The 15,824-nt window shown below is 74.7% G+C and carries 16 protein-coding genes; 6 read left to right on the plus strand and 10 right to left on the minus strand.

Annotation, left to right across the window (positions count from 1 at the left end):
• Nucleotides 1–132: 132 nt before the first annotated feature.
• Nucleotides 133–1,131: a hypothetical protein gene (locus tag FB00_RS22930; RefSeq protein ID WP_156186482.1), complete on the plus strand. Its 999-nt coding sequence runs from the start codon at nucleotides 133–135 to the stop codon at nucleotides 1,129–1,131.
• A 61-nt stretch (nucleotides 1,132–1,192) separates the two neighbouring features.
• Here FB00_RS22930 and FB00_RS19720 read toward each other — a convergent pair whose 3' ends face one another.
• Nucleotides 1,193–2,575, minus strand: coding sequence for a GntP family permease (locus tag FB00_RS19720; RefSeq protein WP_047234630.1), 1,383 nt, complete (start codon nucleotides 2,573–2,575; stop codon nucleotides 1,193–1,195).
• A gap of 51 nt (nucleotides 2,576–2,626) precedes the next feature.
• Complete coding sequence (locus tag FB00_RS19725; RefSeq protein ID WP_047234631.1) at nucleotides 2,627–3,202, minus strand: gluconokinase; 576 nt, start codon at nucleotides 3,200–3,202, stop codon at nucleotides 2,627–2,629.
• Between the two features lie 164 nt (nucleotides 3,203–3,366).
• Here FB00_RS19725 and FB00_RS19730 point away from each other — a divergent pair, with 164 nt between their 5' ends.
• Entirely contained in the window at nucleotides 3,367–4,068 is a 702-nt protein-coding gene (locus FB00_RS19730; protein ID WP_047234632.1) for a FadR/GntR family transcriptional regulator, read from the plus strand.
• A gap of 70 nt (nucleotides 4,069–4,138) precedes the next feature.
• On the opposite strand, the gene FB00_RS19735 is transcribed toward FB00_RS19730, so the two are convergent.
• Nucleotides 4,139–4,597 (minus strand): MarR family winged helix-turn-helix transcriptional regulator, encoded by a 459-nt coding sequence (locus FB00_RS19735; RefSeq protein ID WP_047234633.1) that lies wholly within the window; start codon nucleotides 4,595–4,597, stop codon nucleotides 4,139–4,141.
• A gap of 179 nt (nucleotides 4,598–4,776) precedes the next feature.
• Between FB00_RS19735 and FB00_RS19740 the strand changes: the two genes are divergently transcribed.
• Both FB00_RS19740 and FB00_RS19745 read left to right on the plus strand, forming a co-directional pair.
• On the plus strand, nucleotides 4,777–5,595 hold the full coding sequence (locus tag FB00_RS19740; protein WP_047234638.1) for an aldo/keto reductase: 819 nt from the start codon (nucleotides 4,777–4,779) through the stop codon (nucleotides 5,593–5,595).
• 77 nt (nucleotides 5,596–5,672) lie between these two features.
• Nucleotides 5,673–6,944 carry an MFS transporter gene (locus FB00_RS19745; RefSeq protein ID WP_047234634.1) on the plus strand — a complete coding sequence of 424 codons (1,272 nt, stop codon included), beginning with the start codon at nucleotides 5,673–5,675 and terminating at the stop codon, nucleotides 6,942–6,944.
• Nucleotides 6,945–6,983: 39 nt separating this feature from the next.
• Here FB00_RS19745 and FB00_RS23155 read toward each other — a convergent pair whose 3' ends face one another.
• Genes FB00_RS23155 through FB00_RS19760 form a run of 3 tightly spaced genes read right to left on the minus strand, consistent with a single transcriptional unit; the run spans nucleotide 6,984 to nucleotide 10,505 of the window.
• Entirely contained in the window at nucleotides 6,984–9,185 is a 2,202-nt protein-coding gene (locus FB00_RS23155) for an ABC transporter permease (RefSeq protein ID WP_047234635.1), read from the minus strand.
• 25 nt (nucleotides 9,186–9,210) lie between these two features.
• Nucleotides 9,211–10,104, minus strand: a complete 894-nt coding sequence (gene modA, locus FB00_RS19755) for a molybdate ABC transporter substrate-binding protein (protein ID WP_047234636.1) — start codon at nucleotides 10,102–10,104, stop codon at nucleotides 9,211–9,213.
• Nucleotides 10,101–10,505 (minus strand): TOBE domain-containing protein, encoded by a 405-nt coding sequence (locus tag FB00_RS19760; protein ID WP_047234637.1) that lies wholly within the window; start codon nucleotides 10,503–10,505, stop codon nucleotides 10,101–10,103. The genes modA and FB00_RS19760 overlap by 4 nt, the downstream gene beginning before the upstream one ends.
• Nucleotides 10,506–10,620: 115 nt before the next feature.
• Between FB00_RS19760 and FB00_RS21385 the strand changes: the two genes are divergently transcribed.
• Nucleotides 10,621–11,595, plus strand: a complete 975-nt coding sequence (locus FB00_RS21385) for an acyl-CoA thioester hydrolase/BAAT C-terminal domain-containing protein (protein WP_052877812.1) — start codon at nucleotides 10,621–10,623, stop codon at nucleotides 11,593–11,595.
• A 134-nt stretch (nucleotides 11,596–11,729) separates the two neighbouring features.
• Complete coding sequence (locus FB00_RS19770) at nucleotides 11,730–12,218, plus strand: GNAT family N-acetyltransferase (RefSeq protein WP_231581957.1); 489 nt, start codon at nucleotides 11,730–11,732, stop codon at nucleotides 12,216–12,218.
• A 115-nt stretch (nucleotides 12,219–12,333) separates the two neighbouring features.
• Here the strand turns inward: FB00_RS19770 and FB00_RS19775 are convergent, their stop codons facing one another.
• The 4 genes from FB00_RS19775 to FB00_RS19790 form a co-directional block, all read right to left on the minus strand.
• Nucleotides 12,334–12,900 (minus strand): DoxX family membrane protein, encoded by a 567-nt coding sequence (locus tag FB00_RS19775; RefSeq protein ID WP_082141539.1) that lies wholly within the window; start codon nucleotides 12,898–12,900, stop codon nucleotides 12,334–12,336.
• 186 nt (nucleotides 12,901–13,086) lie between these two features.
• Nucleotides 13,087–13,845, minus strand: a complete 759-nt coding sequence (gene narI, locus FB00_RS19780; RefSeq protein ID WP_141388954.1) for a respiratory nitrate reductase subunit gamma — start codon at nucleotides 13,843–13,845, stop codon at nucleotides 13,087–13,089.
• Nucleotides 13,842–14,597 (minus strand): nitrate reductase molybdenum cofactor assembly chaperone, encoded by a 756-nt coding sequence (gene narJ, locus FB00_RS19785; protein WP_082141540.1) that lies wholly within the window; start codon nucleotides 14,595–14,597, stop codon nucleotides 13,842–13,844. The genes narI and narJ overlap by 4 nt, the downstream gene beginning before the upstream one ends.
• Nucleotides 14,594–15,824, minus strand: a 1,231-nt coding sequence (locus tag FB00_RS19790) for a 4Fe-4S dicluster domain-containing protein (protein ID WP_331386758.1), incomplete at its 5' end; no start/stop codon positions are given. The genes narJ and FB00_RS19790, both read right to left, overlap by 4 nt.

Here is a 15,824-nt window from a genome sequence, read left to right on the forward strand (position 1 = left end):
ACGTGTCCGGCGTCGCGGTGGCGTCCTGGGCGACGCGGCGGTCACGCCGGCCCCGGCGGCTCCGGCCGCCCGGCCGACGGTACCGACGACGGTGCGACCGGGTCCGGCTCGGACGTGGACGTCGACGTGCCCGTGACGGTTCCCGTCGACGTGTCCGGCGTCGCGGTGGGCGTCCTGGGCGACGCGGCGGTCACGCCGGCCCCGGCAGCTCCGGCTGCCCCGGCCGACGGTACCGACGACGGTGCGACCGGGTCCGGCTCGGACGTGGACGTCGACGTGCCGGTCACCATCCCCGTGGACGTCTCGGGCGTCGCGGTCGGTGTCGGCGGCGACGCGACGGTCGGCGGTGGCGCCGGTGAGGGCTCCGGCGACGGGGCCGGTTCCGGCGACGCGTCCGACGGCTCGGGCCTGCTCGACGGTGTCCTGGGTGACGGCGGCCTCGTGGACGACCTGCTCGGCGACGGTCTCCTGGGCGATGGCGTGCTCGGCGGGGACGACGGCGTCCTGGACGGGGTCCTCGGCGAGGACGGTCTTGTGGACGACCTGCTCGGCGGCGGTTCGTCGGGCGACGGCCTGCTGGACGGCGTGCTCGGCGACGACGGCCTGCTCGGCGGGGTTCTCGGGGACGACGGCGTGCTCGGCGCGCTGCCCGACCTCGACGTCGACCTGCCCGTGACGGTCCCCGTCACGGTCTGCGGCGTGGGCGTCGGCCTGCTGGGCGACGCCTCCGCCGCGTGCCCGACGGCGGCGGTCCCGACGGACCCGACGGACCCGACGGACCCGACGGACCCGACGGACCCGACGGACCCGACGGACCCGACCGACCCGACCGACCCGACCGACCCGACTGACCCTGCTGACCCGGGGACCTCGGACGGCACGGACGGCACCGTGACCCGGGTGCTCAACCCGGTGGCCGGGAACGGTGCCGTGGCCGCCGCCACCGGCGGCTCGACCGTCATGGCGTCGGCCCCGACGGCTCTTGCCACCACCGGTGCGGGCGGCGACCTCGGGCTGCTCGTGATGGCCGGGCTGCTCACGCTCCTCGGGCTGTCGCTCCAGCGCTTCCGTCGGAAGTCCTGGGTCGCGGACCGCGACGCCTACACCCCGGTCTTCACCGACCGGGGCTGACGTCCACGACGACGAGGACCGCCCGGGCGCCGTGCCCGGGCGGTCCTCGCGGTGCGCCGCGCTACGCGACGGCGAAGACGAGCGCCGCGATGGCGAAGCCCATGACGCCGATGGCGGTCTCCATGACCGTCCAAGTGCGGAGCGTCGTCTTGACGTCCATGTCGAAGAACCGGCCGACCAGCCAGAACCCGGAGTCGTTCACATGACTGAGCACCACGGAGCCCGCCGCCACGGATACGACGACCGCGGCGAGCTCGACCGCGTTGAAGCCGCCCGCCTCCACGGCGGGCGCGATGAGCCCGGCGGCAGTCGTCAGCGCGACGGTCGCGGAGCCCTGCGCGACGCGCAGGATCGCCGCGATGAGGAACCCGGCCACGATCACCGGCAGCCCCAGGTCGCCGAGCACGTCGGCGAGTGCGTCGCCGATGCCGGTCGCGCGCAGCACGCCCCCGAACATGCCGCCGGCCCCGGTGATGAGGATGACCGAGCAGACCGGGCCGAGCGCCGAGTCGAGGGTCTTCTCGAGCGCCGTCCCGGAGACGCCGCGACGCCGGCCCAGGACCCAGGCCGCGACGAGCACCGTGATGAGCAGCGCGACCGGCGTCGCGCCGATGGCGCGCAGGGCCTGCACGGCGGGGTTCTCCGGGTCGACGGAGCCGGCTGCGCGCAGCGCGTCGAGCCCGGTGTTGGCGAAGATCAGCACGAGCGGGAGCAGGAGGATCGCGACGACGGTGCCGAACTTCGGCGGGTTCTCGAGCTGGTCCTCGTCGGCCTCGCCGAGGATCGCGGGGATGGGTAGCTCGATGCGGCGCCCGACGTAGCGCCCGAACAGGTAGCTCGTCACGTACCAGGTGGGGATCGCGACGACGAGCCCGAGGAGGATGACGATCCCGACGTTCGCGCCGAGGAACTCGGTCGCGGCGACGGGCCCGGGGTGCGGCGGCACGTAGATGTGCATGACGGAGAAGGCACCTGCCACGGGCAGCCCGTAGAGCAGGAGGGAGCCGCCCAGCCGGCGACCCACGGAGAACACGATGGGCAGCATGACGACGAGGCCGGCGTCGAAGAAGATCGGGAAGCCGAAGATGAGCGACGCGAGGCCGAGCGCGAACGGCGCGCGCCTCTCGCCGAACTTCCCGATGAGGAAGTCGGCCATGACCTTCGCGCCGCCGCTCGTCTCGACGAGCCTGCCCAGCATCGCGCCGAGCCCGACGAGCAGGGCGACGGTCGCGAGCGTCGTGCCGAACCCGGCGGTCAGCACCTCGACGACCGAGCCCGTGGGGATGCCCGCCACGACCGCGGTGAGCAGGCTGACGAGCACGAGCGCGAGGAACGCGTGCAGCTTGAGCTTGATGATGAGGAACAGCAGGAGCGCGATCGCGCCCGCGGCGATCGCGAGCAGCGGTCCGGCGGTCAGGGTCTGTGTCCAGTCCTCAGGGGGCATGGGTGTGTCTCCGTCGACGGTCGAGGTCGGTGGTCGGGTCGTGGCGCGCGCTCAGCGGGCGCCGGGTGCGCTGCTCAGCCGCGTGCGCGCGAGGATCTCGTCCACGATCTGCTCGGGCGTGGAGGCGACGTCGAGCGTGAAGCCCGGCTCGTCGTCGGCCAGGGGCTCGAGCGTCGCGAGCTGCGAGGGCAGGAGCGACGTGGGCATGAAGTGGCCGGTGCGGTGCGCCATGCGCTCCGCGAGGAGGTCGGGACTGCCATCGAGGTGGACGAAGCAGACCTGGCCCCGCGCGGTGCGCAGCAGGTCGCGGTAGGAGCGCTTGAGCGCGGAGCAGGTCACGACGCCGGAGCGCCCGGCGTCCGCCTCGGCGCTCAGCCAGTCGCGGATCGCCTCGAGCCACGGCCAGCGGTCCTCGTCGGTGAGCGGCGTCCCGGCGCTCATCTTGGCGATGTTGGCCTCGGGGTGGAACTGGTCGGCCTCGGCGTACTCGGTCCCGAGGTGCTGCGCGAGCAGCGTCGCGACGGTGGTCTTGCCCGAGCCGGCGACGCCCATCACGACGAGGTGCTGGGGCAGGGAGTGGCTCCCGGCGTCGTCGGGCCGGTCGGTGGTGCTGACGTCCGTGTCCATGTGTCGACTTCCGTGTCGGGCGGGGCGTCCGGGGCGGGTCGGCGCCGTGCCGGCCGCTCCCGGGCGGCGACCGTCGTGGTCGTCGCTGGCCTCCACTGTGGGCTATTGGTAGCACCTTTGGCAAGTGATTGATAGCACCATTCGCCGCCACTAGGCTGCGAGGCATGGCGACGACGGTCCTGCACACCACCGTGCTCGACTCCCTGGGTCGTCGCATCACCAGCGGCGACGCCCCGGCCGGCACGCCGCTCACGCTCGAGTCGATCGGGTCCGAGTTCGGCGTCTCGCGCACCGTCGCGCGCGAGGTCATGCGGCTCCTCGAGGGGCTCGGCCTCGTGCGGTCGAAGCGGCGCGTCGGGCTCGTCGTCCTCGGCATCGAGGAGTGGAACGTGCTCGACCCGCGCGTCATCCGCTGGCGCCTCGAGGGCCCGGGCCGCGGCCCGCAGCTCCGCACGCTCACCGAGCTGCGGCACGCCGTCGAGCCGCTCGCGGCCGCGGGGGCGGCGGTCCACGCGACCGACGACGAGCGCACCGAGCTCGTCGCGGCGGCCGCGCGCATGCGGATGCTCGGCGAGGCGGGCGACCTCGAGGAGTTCCTGGCGCTCGACGTCCGCTTCCACGAGCTCCTGCTCCGCGCGAGCGGCAACGAGATGTTCGGCGCGCTCGCCGGCGTCGTCGCCGCGGTGCTCAGCGGTCGGACGCACCTGGGCCTCATGCCCGCCTCGCCGGTGCCCGAGGCGCTGGACCAGCACGAGGCCGTCGCGCGCGCCGTCGCGGACGGCGACCCGCGCGCCGCCGAGGCGGCGATGGCGGCGATCGTCGGCGAGGTCCGCGCCGCGCTCGGCGGGGTCGACCACAAGGCCTGACCGGACGGTCTCTCGCGCGTGCCCGGCTCTACCGCGTGCCGGGCGGCGCAGCCGACCGGAGCAGGTGGTGCTACGCCGTGCCGGCCGGAGCCGGGAGCGCGTGGAGCGCGTCGACGAGCGACGCGAGCTCGGGTGTCTCCGTCGCGTCGTGCAGGGCAGCCTCGAGGGTCACGTCGTGGGTGGGCCGTGCGGCGAGCAGCAGCGCCTCGCCCGCGGGCGTGAGCTCGGTGTAGATCCCACGGCGGTCGTCCTGGCACAGGATGCGCGTGAGCAGGCCGCGGTCCTCGAGCCGGTTGACGAGCCGGGTGGTCGCGCTGGGGGAGAGCGCGGCGGCACGCGCGAGCTGCTGCATGCGCATGTGCCAGCCGTCCTGCCGGGAGAGCGCGTCGAGCACGGTGTACTCGACGACCGAGAGGTCGTGCTCCGCCTGGAGGGCGCGCTCGAGCGCGGCGTCGATGAGCCCGTGCAGCGCGGCGAGCGTGCGCCAGCCCTGCGCGCGGATCTCGACGGCGTCGTCGGCGATGCCCATGGGGTCCTCCTCGGTGCGTGCGTGCCGTCACAACTATAGCGCTTGTGCAACTAATCGGCGTGTGCAACTATCGATAGTGCGCGTCTGCAACAAGTGCAGACGCCAGGTGAACGCGTACGCAACGCTAACCCTTCCCGCTCGTCCTCCAGGAGTCCCCCGTGTCCTCGACCCTCACGACCATGCCCCGCACGACCCTGCGCGGCGGCACCTCGATCCCGCAGGTCGGCTTCGGCGTCTTCCAGGTGCCCGACGCCGAGACCACGCGCGCGGTGAGCCTCGCGCTCGAGGCGGGCTACCGCAGCGTCGACACCGCGGCGGTCTACGGCAACGAGGCGGGCGTGGGCCGCGCGCTCGCGGAGTCCGGCCTCGCGCGCGACGACGTCTTCGTCACGAGCAAGCTGTGGATCGACTCCCTCGCCCGCGACGCGGTCCGCCCCGCGCTCGAGCGGTCGCTCGAGCTGCTCGGGCTCGACCGCCTGGACCTCTACCTGATCCACTGGCCGTCGCCCGCGCGCGGCCGGTACGTCGAGGCGTGGGAAGGCCTCGTCGCGGCGCGCGACGCGGGCCTCGTCCGCGAGATCGGCGTCTCCAACTTCGAGCCCGCGCACCTGCGCGCGCTCGTCGACGCGACGGGGGAGACGCCCGCCGTCAACCAGGTCGAGCTGCACCCGGCGCTCCAGCAGCGCGCGCTCCGCGACGTCCACGCCGAGCTCGGGATCGTCACCGAGGCGTGGAGCCCGCTGGGTCAGGGCACCGTCCTCGACGACCCGACGGTCGTCCGCGTCGCGGCCGCCCACGGCGTCACGCCCGCCCAGGTCGTCCTCCGCTGGCACCTGGAGCAGGGGACGGTCGTCATCCCCAAGTCCGTGACTCCCGCGCGCATCGCGTCGAACCTCGACGTCCTCGGCTTCGCGCTCACCGCCGACGAGGTCGCCGCGATCGACGCCCTCGACGCCGCCGGTCGCATCGGGCCGCACCCCGACACCTTCGAGGGCTGACCCGACGGCGCGCGTCCGCACCGGCCGCGCCGCAGGTCGCCCCGAGACCCGCACCTTCCCGGAACCAGGAGATCGTCATGCCAGTCGCCCTCTGGGCCCTCGCCATCGGGGGCTTCGGCATCGGGCTCACCGAGTTCGTCATCATGGGCCTGCTGCCGGAGGTGGCCGCCGACTTCGGCGTCACCGAGTCCGTCGCCGGCTACCTCATCTCGGGCTACGCGCTGTCCGTTGCCGTCGGCGCAATCGGCCTCACCGCGGCCCTGACGCGCGTCGACCGCAAGAAGGCCCTGCTCGGCCTCATGGTCCTGTTCATCGCGGGCAACCTGCTGTCCGCCGTCGCGCCGACGTACGAGGTCATGCTTCTCGGCCGCGTCGTCGCGGCGCTGTGCCACGGCGCGTTCTTCGGGATCGGCGCCGTCGTGGCGGCCGACCTCGTCGCGCCCGAGAAGCGCGCCGGGGCCATCTCGATCATGTTCGCCGGCCTGACCATCGCGAACGTGCTCGGCGTCCCGTTCGGCACGTTCCTCGGCCAGGCCGCGGGGTGGCGCGCGACGTTCTGGGCCATCACCGCCATCGGCGTCGTCGCGCTCGTCGGGATCGCGCTGCTCGTCCCGTCGCGGGTCGGGTCGCCCGACGGCGCCCCCGCAACCGGCCGCAGCACCGCGCCCGGGACGGACCGCGCGTCGGGCAGCACCGGGCTGCGCGGCGAGCTCGCCGCGTTCCGCAGCGCGCAGGTGTGGTTCTCGATCGCGATCACCGTGCTCGGGTTCGGCGGGATGTTCGGCGCGTTCACGTACATCGCGTTCACGCTCACCGAGGTGGGCGGGTTCACGTCGGCGTCGGTCCCGTGGCTGCTCGTGCTGTTCGGCGGCGGGCTGTTCGTCGGCAACCTCGTCGGCGGGCGCGCGGCCGACCGCCGCCTCGGCACGACGCTCGTGGTGCTGTTCGCGGCGCTCACCGTGGTGCTGGGCGTCTTCGCGCTCACCGCGACGAGCCAGGTGATGACCGTCGTGAGCCTCGTCCTCATGGGCGCCTTCGGGTTCGCGACCGTCCCCGGCCTCCAGATGCGCGTCATGTCCTTCGCGCAGGGCGCGCCCACCCTCGCGTCGGGCGCGAACATCGCCGCGTTCAACGTCGGCAACGCGCTGGGCGCCTGGATCGGCGGCCTGACCATCGCCGCCGGGCTCGGCTTCACGTCCCCCCTGTGGGCGGGTGCGGCGATGACGGCCGTCGGGCTCGTCGTCCTGCTCGTCGCGGTCCGTGCCCGCGGCGGCGAGTGGTCGCGAGCCATGCGGCCCCCGGGCGACGCGGCGCCCGCGCCCGCACCGGAGGCACCGGCCGCCGTCTGACACGACGATCCGCCGAGGCTCTACCTCGGCAGGGTGGGGTCAGCGGGGGTGGACGCGGACCTCCGCGGCCTTGACGACGAACCAGACGCGCTCGCCCGGGGTCAGGCGCAGCTCGGCGACGGCGCGGGGCGTGAGGTCCGCGGCGAGGTGCGGGGCGTCGTGCCCGACGACGGTCGTCGCCCCCGCAGCCTGGTCGCCCGGGCCCTCGCCGGTCGCGCGTCCCCACACGCGCAGCAGCGGACCGTGCGGCTCGACGCTCGTCACGACGACCCGGTACGCATTGCGGGGGCTGCCCTCGGGCGTCGCCCGGTGGACCGCGACCGCGCGCGGCTCGAACACCGCGACGGCCCCGGTCCCGACCGCGAGCGGTTCGTCCGCCGTCCCGCGCACGCGGATCTCCGCACCGTCGACGGCGACCGTCACCTCGCGTGCGGCGGCCTCCTCGTCCGGCCCCGCCTCGGTCGGGACCAGAGCCGCCTCCGCCCCGCCGGAGCCCGGCCCGCCCGGCTCCGTCCCGAGGCTCCCCACCGTGACGGGCTCCGGCACGGCGACGTGCGCGACCGTCCCCGCCAGGAGGTTCACGCCCGCGAGGCGGGCCGCGAACCGGGACCGGGGTCGCGTGAGGACCTGGTCCACCGGACCGTCCTCGACGACGCGACCCGCGTCCAGCACGACGACGCGGTCCGCCAGCAGCAGCACGTCGAGCAGGTCGTGGGTGACGAGGAGCGTGGTGCGGGGCCGTTCGCGCTGGGCGTGGTGCAGCACCGACCGCACGTGCTGCGCGACGCCGACGTCGAGCGAGGCGAGCGGCTCGTCGAGCAGGAGCACGCGCGGGTCGGTGACGAGCGCCCGGGCGATCGCGACGCGCTGCGCCTGCCCGCCGGAGAGGTCGGTCGAGCGCCGGGTCGCGAGGTCGGCGGCGCCGACGTGCCCGAGCGCGGCCCGGGCCTCGCGCCGGGCACGGGCGCTCGGCACGCCCCGCGCCCGGAGGCCGAACGCGACGTTGTCCTCCACCGAGAGGTTCTCGAACAGCAGCGGCCGCTGGCTGAGCCACGCGAGGCGGCGGCGTCGCGGCGCGAGCCGCGTGACGTCGTCGTCCCCGACGGCGACCTGGGCGTCGTGCACGTCGCCGGGCGGGAGGAGGCCCGCCACGACCTGCACGAGCGTCGACTTGCCCGCCCCGTTGGCGCCGAGCACCGCGACGACCTCGCCGGGCGCGAGCGCGAGCTCGACGTCGAGGCCGCGGTCGGGGACGACGGCGCGCACGGTGAGCGCGGCGGGAGCCACGTCAGCGCGCGGGGTCCGGTCCGCGGGGGGTGCCGACGCCGGGTCGGTGCCGCTCCCGGGCGAGACGTCTTCCCGGACGAGCCGGCCGCCGTCGGGGTGGATGCCCGCCGCGCGGGCGCCTCGGACGCCCCGTCGCGGTCGCGCCGTCCGGGCGTCCGGTCCGCCGAGGACGCGCGGGCCGTGGACGGCCGCCGTGATGAGCACCGCGACGACGACGAGCACGAACGAGAGCGCGACGGCGGCGTCCGGGTCGGCGCTGCGCCGGAGGTAGATCTCGAGCGGCAGGGTCTGCGTGACGCCCTGGAGCGCGCCCGCGAACGTGATGGTCGCGCCGAACTCGCCGAGCGCCCGGGCGAACGCGAGCACCGCGCCCGACAGCAGCCCCGGCAGGACGCGCGGGAGGGTGACGCGGCGCAGCACCGTCGTCGGCCCGGCGCCGAGCGTCGCGGCGACGTCCTCGAGGCGCGTGTCCTGCGTGCGCAGCGCGCCCTCGAGGCTCAGCACGAGGAACGGCAGCGCCACGAACGTCTGGGCCAGCACGACGGCCGTCGTCGTGAACGCGATCTCGATCCCCAGCACCTCGAGGTGCTGGCCGATCAGCCCGCGGCGCCCGAACGTGTGGAGCAGCGCGATGCCCCCGACGACCGGGGGCAGCACGAGCGGCAGCAGCACGAGGGCGCGCGCGACGCGCTGCCCGGGGAACGTCGTGCGCGCGAGGACGAGCGCCATGGGCGTGCCGAGCAGCACGCAGCACAGCGTCGCGACGAGCGCGGTGCGCAGGGACAGCCCGAGCGCGTCGAGCGCGGCCGGCGACGTCACGAGGGCCCAGAAGCCGCCGGTCCCGTCCGGCCCCGGCGCCAGCTCGACGCGAGCGACCATCGCGACCACGGGGACGACGACGAACAGCGCGCCGAGCAGCGCCGGGACGAGGACCCAGCGGGGGAGCCCGCGCATCAGGACCTGCGGGCTGGTGCGGACGTCACGGCGTCGCCACGTCGGGGGCGCCGAAGCCCGCGGCGGCGAGCGCGTCCTGCCCGGCGTCGCCGGTCACGAGGTCGACCCAGGCCTGCGCGAGCGCGACCTGCTCCGGGCCGGACTCCTCGGCGGCGGCGACGAGCGCGATCGGGTAGACGTTGAGCGCGGCGTCGGTCTCGGGCACGTCGACCACGTCGACCTCGTCGCCCGCGAGGGTCGCGTCCGTGACGTACACGAGGCCCGCGTCGGCCTCGCCCGACGTCACCTTGGCGAGGACGTCCGTGACGCTGGCCTCCTCGCTCACGCGGTGGACGGTGACGCCCGCGGCCGCGGCGACCTTGTCGGTCGCGCCCCCGCACGGGACCTCCGGCGCGCACACCACGACCTTGACGTCCTCGCGCGCGAGGTCGGCGAACGTCTCGACGCCGGCCGGGTTGCCGGGCGGGGTGACGATCGTCAGCGTGTTCGTCGCGAACGCGACGGGGTCGGACGCGTCCCCCGCCTCGACGACCCGGGTCATGGTGCGCTCGTCCGCGGAGGCGAAGACGTCGGCCGGCGCACCGGCGAGGATCTGGTCGCCCAGGTCGGACGACCCGGCGAACGACAGCGCCACGGTGACGCCCTCGTGCTCGGCCTCGAAGTCGGCCGCGAGGTCCGTGAACACGTCGCGCAGCGACGCGGCGGCGAGGACCGTGAGCGTGCGCTCCTCGGCCGGCGCGCTCGCGGCGTCCCCGGCGCCGTCCGACGACGCTGCGTCGCCCCCGGCGTCCGCGCCCGTGCCGCACGCGGCGAGCGCGGCGACGAGGACCGCCGTCCCGAGCCCGGCGAGGGCTCCTCGGGCGCGGCGGCGGGAGGCGGTCGTGCGGGTGGTCGTGCGGGGGCGTGCGGACGCGCTCACGCGGTTCCTCCCGGGGTCTCGACGATGACGGTCGTCGCCTTGACGACCGCGACGGCCAGGCTTCCGGGCTCGAGGCGCAGCTCGCGCACGGCCTCGGTGCTCATGAGCGAGACCACGCGCTGACCCCCGCAGAGCATCTCGACCTGGGACATGACGGCGTCGCTCACGACGTCCGTGACGATCCCGACGAACCGGTTGCGCGCCGAGCGCGCCACGCCGGACGGGTCGGGCGTCGGGTGCGACTGGGCGACGGCGAAGCGCGCGAGCTCCGCGCCGTCGACGACCTTGCGCCCGGCGTCGTCGGCGCTCGCGGCGAGCTCCCCGGCATCGACCCAGCGTCGGACGGTGTCGTCACTCACCCCGAGCAGGCCTGCGACCTCGCGAATCCGAAAGTGCGGCATGAAGGTGACGATAGACCCGCACCTGCGGAGTGTCACGCCGTCGGACCGTCACACACGACGCAGGTGGCGAGCGGGCGCTCGACATGTCTCGCCGCAGCGCTCGCTAGGGTGACGCATGGCCCTCCGACGACGCGCCCGTCCCGCCGCCGTCCCCACGGATCGACGGGGGACGCTCGCCGTCCTCGCGGCCGCCGTCGTCGCCCTCACGCTCGCCGCGTGCACCGCGGGCGCTGCGCCCGACGACCCGACCACGGCCCCGACGTCGGGCACGCCCACCGACGGGCCGACGCCGACGTCCGAGGTCACGACCCGGGAGACCGCGGCGGAGGGGTTCCCCGGGGTCTACGCGGTCCCCGACGGGCTCTCGGCCGACGACCCACGGCCCGCCGTCCTCGCGTTCGGCGGGTCCGAGGGCGGGTCGGAGACCGGGCGGATGGTCGCCGAGGCGATCGCCGGCCTCGGGTACCCCGCGCTCGGCATCGGCTACTTCAAGGGTGTCGACCAGCCGTCGTCGCTCGAGGAGGTGCCGGCCGAGACGTTCCTCGACGCCCTCGCCTGGCTCCGGGAGCAGCCGGGCGTGGACGGCGACGCCGTCGTCGCGTTCGGCGTCTCGCGCGGCGGGGAGATGGCGCTGTGGCTCGCGGCGAACCGGCCGGAGCTCGTGCACGGTGCGATCGCCCCGGTCGGCGCCGACGCCGTGATGTGCGGGTACCCGGACTTCTCGCGCTCTGCCTGGACCTTGGGCGGGGAGCCCCTCCCGTGCTCGTCGGACGTGCACGCGCAGACGCCGGCGAGCCCCGAGGCCCGGATCCCGGTCGAGGTGATCGACGGTCCGGTCGTGCTCGCGTGCGGCACCGAGGACGAGCTGTGGGACTCGTGCGCGTTCCTGCGGCGCGCGGAGAGCAGCCTCGCGGACCGTGACGCCGGGACGACCGTCGCGATCCACGGCGACGGAGCGGGCCACTTCGTCGCGACCCCGCCCTGGCTGGACCAGCCCTGGGGCGACCCGGAGACCGAGACGGAGGACCTCGACGTCCGCCGCCGGCTCTGGGCGGCCGTCGACGAGGCGCTCGCGTCGCTCGACTCCTGACCTCGCGCGCGTCGGCCGACCGGCCAGGGCGACTGCTGCGTCACGGTCCGAGCGATGCGTCTCCGGACGCATCGCTCGTCCACGGACGCATCGCTCGATGTCGGCGGCGCTGGCTGGTGTGGGACGCTCGGGGCGTGAGCGAGACGACGACCCGGGCGGACGTGCGCGTCGCCGTCGAGGACCCGACGGCCGACGACGTGCTGGCGCTGCTGCAGGAGCACCTCGACGACATGCACGCGACGTCGCCGCCGGAGAGCGTCCACGCGCTGGACGTCGAGCGGCTGCGCGCGCCGGACATCACGTTCGTCACCGCGCGGACCGCGGACGGCGGCCTCCTCGGGTGCGGCGCGCTCAAGCAGCACGACGCGACGCTGGGCGAGCTCAAGTCCATGCGCACGACGGCGGCCGCGCGGGGCCGGGGCGTCGCCGCCACGGTCCTCGCGCACCTGCTCGACGTCGCGCGCGACCGCGGTCTCGACCGCGTGAGCCTGGAGACGGGTATGGAGGACTACTTCGTCCCTGCGCGCCGGCTCTACGCGCGCCACGGGTTCGTGCCGTGCGCGCCGTTCGCGGACTACACGGACGACCCGAACAGCGCGTACCTGACGATCGCACTCGGCTGACGGAGGCTCTACCTCGCCACGGCGCGGTCGGCACCCGACAGACAGGACCCCGTGACCGGTACCGGTCACGGGGTCCTGTGCGTCGGGTCAGGGAAGGCGTGGGAGCGCCGAGGTGTCATGCGTCGAGCTTCAGGCGAGCCCCGAGGGCGACGGCGGCGACGACGGCCGCGCCGGCGACGAGGACGACGTCCTTGAGCACGTACTGGCCCAGGAGGGTCATGCCGTGGCCGAAGAGCTCGTCGGCGAACAGGACGATCGGCGACAGGATGCCGGCCATCGCGACGGCGAGGGCGACCAGCCCGGCCCGCAGGAGGCGACCGGTGAGGAGGGTCAGCCCGATGAACGTCTCCAGGACGGCGGTGAAGATCACCGCCGCGGTCCCGCCGACGAGGCCGAACGTGAGGGTCTCGACGGTCCGTGCCGCGATCGACTCCGCCGGGCTCGCGCCGGGGAAGAACTTGAGGACGCCGAACCCGAGGAACACGAGGCCGAGGGCGACGCGCAGCGCGGGGACGGACCAGCGCGTGAGGAAGCGCGCGGTGGCGGCGACGGCCGTGTCGACGCGACCGGTCAGGCGCTCGGTCAGGACGGCGGCGCGGCGCGGGGCGGGGGGCGTGGTCGACGACGCGGACGGGCGGACGGCGCGGGGGCGACCGGCGGTCGTCGGGGCGGTGGTGGACATGCTCGAACCTCTTCCGGGTGACGGTCACGGTCGGGGTGACCGCCCCTGGAAGGAGGGGGTGTCGGGGCGTTCCGTGGTCGCCGCGGCGCTCTTTTCACCCGGTGGTCCCCGGCGGTCGCTCGGGGCGCCACGGTGATTTCCGGCCGCTGACCTGGTAGTCCGCGGGCGCGGTGGGGCTGCCCGGGATCATCGCCCGCGCGGGCGCTCCGAGGGGTCCCAGCCGGGTCGCGGGGCTCGCGCGGCGACCGACGCCTCGCGCGACCGGTACACCACGTAGGGGCGGAACAGGTACGGCGCGGGCGCGGAGAACGCGTGCACGAGCCGCGTGAACGGCCACAGGATGAACAGCAGGTTGGCGGCGACGATGTGGAGCTGGAACGCCGCGGGCACGCCCTCCATGAGCGCGGGCTGCGGCTGGAGGTACCAGAGCGAGCGGAACCAGGGCGAGATCGTCTCCCGGTAGTCGTACCCGTGGCCGCCGGCGAGAAGCTGTGTCTGCACGGTCGCCCACGACCCGAGCAGGATCGACGCCGCGAGGAACACGTACATGGTCTTGTCCATGCGCGTCGTCGCGCGGAAGACGGGACCCGTGGTGCGGCGTCGGTAGATGAGGATGAGCAGCCCGGCGACGAGCGCGACCGCCGCGATCGACCCCATGTACGTCGCGACGAAGTGGTAGGCGACCTCCTTGATGCCCACCGCCTCCGTCCACGACTTGGGGATGACGAGCCCCATGAGGTGCCCGAGGATCACGAACAGCAGACCGAAGTGGAACAGCGGGGAGCCGAGCCGCAGCAGCCGCTTCTCGTAGAGCTCGCTCGACCGCGTGGTCCAGCCGAACTTGTCGTACCGGTACCGCCAGATCGACCCCACGACGAACACCGCGAACGTCACGTACGGGAACACGACCCACAGCAGGATCTCGCCCGTGCTCACCCCGCTCATCGCACCGCTCCTCCGGTTCGGTCGGCCCCGGCGCCGTACGGCTCCAGCGCGAACGGCTCCATCCCCACGAGCTCGGCGGGCGGCCCTGCGGTCACGAGCTCGACGTACCGCTGCTGCGTGCGCTCGTCGAGCGGCGGCAGGGTGAGGCACACCGCCTCGACCAGGCCGGTCCACGGGCTCGCCATGCTCTCGAGCGCGGTCCGGAGCACCTCGATCCCGTCGCGGTGCGAGGCCAGCAGCCCCGCCGCGATCGTCGCGTCGTCGCCCTCCGTCCGGGCCGAGAACTCGAGCACGGTCGGCAGGTAGTCCGGCAGCTCCGAGCCCGTGACCTCCCAGCCCGCGGCCCGGTACGCCTCGACGAACGCGACGAGCGCCGTCCCGCGCCGCCGGGTGTCGCCCGCCGCGTAGTACGACAGGTACATCGAGCACTTGCGCTTGAGGTCGAACGTCGCGACGTAGCGGGCCTGGAGCTCGCGCAGGCCCGTCACGTCCGCGGACGCCGTCAGCAGGTCGCAGAACGCGTCGAGGCGCTCGCGGACGGGCGCCGGCAGCCCCGGCGTCGACGCCCGGACGGCGACGGCCGCGTCGAGCACGTCCGCGTCGGGGTAGGCGAGCAGCACGGACGCGGCCATGTGGGCCGTGCGGCGCTGGGTGCCCGACGCCGCGACGGGCGACAGGTGGTCGGGCTGCGGCCCGCGGGGTCGCGCCCCGGGCCGCAGCGCGGGGGTCGGGAGCAGCGACCGCGTCATCATCGGGTGCCCCCGTCGGGCTCGGCGCCCGGACCGTTCCCCTGGGCTGGTCCGCCCGGCGGTCTGCCGGGCGGACCACCGGGCGCCGACGGGCCGGGGATCGTGTCGTGACGTGCGTCCTGGCGACCTCCGGGCAGCGAGCCGGGGCCCCCGGGCGTGACCCCGCCCGGTGCACCGGACGGACCCAGGGGCGGCCCGTCCTCGCCCGGCGGGAAGAGTCCGGGCGGGCGGCCGTTGCCGTCCCAGTTGAGGAGGTTCACGCGGCCCGGTGTCGAGGGCCCGTACGGGGAGTCCGCCGTCTGCCGGGACTGGAGCACGTGGAAGTTCTCGACCGCGACGGGCACCGGGCTCCCCGACGTCTCGCCGAACGGTCCACCGCCGGTCAGACCCATGCCGCCCATGCCGGGGCCGCCGTCGTAGTCGAGGGAGCAGGAGAGCTCGTCGAGCTCGCGGGCGATCTCGGTGTGGGCGGTGGGGATGACGTACCGGTCTTCGTACTTCGCGATGGCCAGGAGGCGGTACATGTCTTGGACCTGGGTGCCGGTCATGCCGACGGCGGCGGCGGTGCGTTCGTCGGGTTCGCGGCCGAGGTTGAGGTCGCGCATGTAGGAGCGCATGGCGGCCAGGCGGCGCAGGACGCGTTCGACGGGGGCGGTGTCCCCGGCGGTGAACAGGCCCGCGAGGTATTCGAGGGGGATGCGCAGCTGGGAGATGGCGGCGAACAGGGTGCGTCCGTCTTCGCCGTCGTTGCCCGACGCCGCGACGACGTCGACGACGGGGGACAGGGGTGGGATGTACCAGACCATGGGCAGGGTGCGGTACTCGGGGTGCAGGGGCAGGGCGACCTCGTAGCGGGTGATGAGGTCCCAGATGGGGGAGCGTTGGGCGGCGGTGATCCAGTCCTCGGGGATGCCCTCGGCGCGTGCGGCGGCGATCACTTGGGGGTCGTTCGGGTCGAGGAAGACGGCGCGTTGGGAGGCGAGGAGGTCGTGCTCGTCCTGCACGGCGGCGGCCTCGGTGACCTTGTCCGCGTCGTAGAGGACGAGGCCGAGGTAGCGCAGGCGTCCGACGCAGGTCTCGGAGCACACGGTGGGCAGGCCGACCTCGATGCGGGGGTAGCACAGGGTGCACTTCTCGGCCTTGCCGGTCTTGTGGTTGAAGTAGACCTTCTTGTAGGGGCAGCCGGTGACGCACATGCGCCACCCGCGGCACTGGTCCTGATCGACCAGG

Source organism: Cellulosimicrobium funkei, assembly GCF_001019615.1.
In the GTDB taxonomy this organism is placed as follows: domain Bacteria; phylum Actinomycetota; class Actinomycetes; order Actinomycetales; family Cellulomonadaceae; genus Cellulosimicrobium; species Cellulosimicrobium cellulans_E.

What these genes read in the sequence shown, in the direction of transcription:
- FB00_RS19720 (WP_047234630.1), bottom strand. Translation starts at nt 2,575, where the DNA reads ATGCCCCCTGAGGACTGGACACAGACCCTGACCGCCGGACCGCTGCTC.
- FB00_RS19725 (WP_047234631.1), bottom strand. Translation starts at nt 3,202, where the DNA reads ATGGACACGGACGTCAGCACCACCGACCGGCCCGACGACGCCGGGAGC.
- FB00_RS19730 (WP_047234632.1), top strand. Translation starts at nt 3,367, where the DNA reads ATGGCGACGACGGTCCTGCACACCACCGTGCTCGACTCCCTGGGTCGT.
- FB00_RS19735 (WP_047234633.1), bottom strand. Translation starts at nt 4,597, where the DNA reads ATGGGCATCGCCGACGACGCCGTCGAGATCCGCGCGCAGGGCTGGCGC.
- FB00_RS19740 (WP_047234638.1), top strand. Translation starts at nt 4,777, where the DNA reads ATGCCCCGCACGACCCTGCGCGGCGGCACCTCGATCCCGCAGGTCGGC.
- FB00_RS19745 (WP_047234634.1), top strand. Translation starts at nt 5,673, where the DNA reads ATGCCAGTCGCCCTCTGGGCCCTCGCCATCGGGGGCTTCGGCATCGGG.
- FB00_RS23155 (WP_047234635.1), bottom strand. Translation starts at nt 9,185, where the DNA reads ATGCGCGGGCTCCCCCGCTGGGTCCTCGTCCCGGCGCTGCTCGGCGCG.
- FB00_RS19760 (WP_047234637.1), bottom strand. Translation starts at nt 10,505, where the DNA reads ATGCCGCACTTTCGGATTCGCGAGGTCGCAGGCCTGCTCGGGGTGAGT.
- FB00_RS21385 (WP_052877812.1), top strand. Translation starts at nt 10,621, where the DNA reads ATGGCCCTCCGACGACGCGCCCGTCCCGCCGCCGTCCCCACGGATCGA.
- FB00_RS19775 (WP_082141539.1), bottom strand. Translation starts at nt 12,900, where the DNA reads ATGTCCACCACCGCCCCGACGACCGCCGGTCGCCCCCGCGCCGTCCGC.
- narI (WP_141388954.1), bottom strand. Translation starts at nt 13,845, where the DNA reads ATGAGCGGGGTGAGCACGGGCGAGATCCTGCTGTGGGTCGTGTTCCCG.
- narJ (WP_082141540.1), bottom strand. Translation starts at nt 14,597, where the DNA reads ATGATGACGCGGTCGCTGCTCCCGACCCCCGCGCTGCGGCCCGGGGCG.